Consider the following 2,036-nt stretch of genomic DNA (forward strand, 5'->3'; position numbering starts at 1 on the left):
CGCCACGACACCCCGCGCGCCGCGCCAGGCGAAGTCAGCAGAGACGGAAGAGGACCGATGAGGATTGGTATGAAATCGACGAAGTTGGCCGTGGGGCTGTCCGCCGCCCTCGCCGCCGGGATGGTCGCCACGGGACTGCTTGTCGGCGCCGGGACCGGTGCGGCGGCCCAGCAGGTCGATGTCGACAAGACGCTGGATTTCTCCTGCCCCTTCCCGCTGCTGGGCTTGCAGACGCTCAAGACCAGGATCCAGGCCACCTTCACCCTCCCCGCCACGCCCGGCGACCCGGTGACGACGTCGAACTTCAAGACCACCGCCACCGTGCCCGCGACCTCGACGGTCGGCCTGCGTGAAGTCGCCGCGGCCACGCTCGAGGGCACCGCGGACGCCGCGGTCAACGTCGCCACCGGCGGCGCGAACCTCAACATCAGGCTGCCCGGACTGGTTGTCGCGAAGACAAACATCCCCGAGAGCGGACCTTTCGACATGGCGGTCACCGGGTCCGTCCCGGAGTTCGCGCCCGAGCCGGGCCCGGTGTCGGTGACGATGAAGAGCTACACCGCCTTCGTCACGCCGAAGAAGGCCGACGGCAGCTACACCGGCATCGGCGACATCGTCTCGCCGTGCACCCTCGTCCCGGGCCAGAACGCGGAACTGCTCAACTTCGTCGTCGGCGGCGGTGGGACCACCACCACGACCCCGAGCACCACTACGACTGTGCCGAGCACGACTTCTACTTCGCCGAGCACGACCACTACTCGGCCGACGACCACCACCGCGCCGCCCACTGGGGTGAAGTACGGGTACGCGATCAAGGGCAAGTCGAACCTCAAGAACCTCACTGGCGACATCCCGATCTCCGGGACCATCGACGCCGAACTGGTCCTCGCGACCAAGCAGTTCACCGCCGCGCTGGCGCTGAACCCCACGACCGCGAATCTGGCCATCATGGGCTTTCTGCCCGTGGTGTCCAAAGTGGAATTCGAGAACGTCGGACAGACGTCCGGGAACATAGATGCCACCGGCGTGCTGAGATCGGCTTCCAAGGTCACGATCAAGCTGCCGCAGATCAGCCTGTTCGGCTTTCCGATCAGCCAGAGCGCGGACTGTAAAACCGTTGCTCCGTCGGACATCGCGCTGCAGTCCGGCGCCGACTTCGACGTCATCGCGGGCGGCAGGCTCACCGGCATGTACGCCATCGCGCCGCTCAAGGGCTGCGGCGGGTTCAACGACTACATCAGCGGCTTCGTCGCCGCCGACAGCAACAAGCTCGACCTGACACTGACCGCTAAGTAGCACCAAGTGTGCGCACGTGAAAGAGGACTTATGAGGACACGGATGAACGGGAAGACGGCTGCGGGACTCGCCGCCACAGCGACGGCGGCGGTGGTCGCCGGGCTGTTCGCGACCGGTGGGACCGCGTCGGCCGCCGCGAGCCTGGACCTGAACTACTCCTGCACTTTCCCGCTGATCGACGTGCAGCCGGTCCAGGTGAAGATCAACGCGGCCATTCCCGACACGATCACCGTGGGAGTGGCGACCGGCGAGTTCACCATCGAGGCGCTGTCCACGCTGAACGAGGACACCACGACCGGCCTCAAGCTGGTCAAGGTCGCCACGATCGAGGGCACGGCCGTCTCGACCGCGCACATCACCGCGCCCGGGTTCGACACCGACCTCGAGGTTCCGGTGACCGTGGAGAAGACCACGATCCCAGCCTCGGGTGGGTTCACCGTCAAGGCCACGGGAAAGACGCCGTCGCTGAAGTTCCCGCAGGCGGGCCCGATCAAGATCACGGTCCACGACCTGATGCTGAACATCACCGCGCGGAAGGCCGACGGCTCGCTGGCGAGCATCCCGCCGTCCAACCCCTTCGACGCGCCGTGCACGCAGGACCCGGGTCAGAACAACGTGTTGAAGGAAGGCGAGATCCTCCCGGGCGGCGGTGGCGGCACGACCACGCCGTCCTCGACGACGCAGCCGACCAGTTCGACGCAGCCGACGACTGAGCCGACCACGACTGAGCCGACCACGAC

General features: G+C 66.8%; 2 protein-coding genes. Both read left to right on the top strand.

The window, feature by feature from the left end; all coding sequences use genetic code 11:
* Window positions 1–69: 69 nt before the first annotated feature.
* The gene (locus tag ACRDSQ_RS11220) at window positions 70–1,296 is read left to right on the top strand and encodes a DUF6801 domain-containing protein (RefSeq protein WP_431420798.1); all 1,227 of its coding nucleotides are present in this window, start codon (window positions 70–72) and stop codon (window positions 1,294–1,296) included.
* 42 nt (window positions 1,297–1,338) lie between these two features.
* Window positions 1,339–2,036 (top strand): DUF6801 domain-containing protein (locus tag ACRDSQ_RS11225; RefSeq protein WP_431420800.1); only part of this gene is annotated, 698 nt, incomplete at its 3' end.

It is taken from the genome of Actinokineospora sp., assembly GCF_050699995.1.
Taxonomy (GTDB): domain Bacteria; phylum Actinomycetota; class Actinomycetes; order Mycobacteriales; family Pseudonocardiaceae; genus Actinokineospora.

Bases quoted from the DNA above. Each gene is read 5' to 3' on its own strand.
- ACRDSQ_RS11220 (WP_431420798.1), top strand. From the start codon at position 70: ATGAAATCGACGAAGTTGGCCGTGGGGCTGTCCGCCGCCCTCGCCGCC.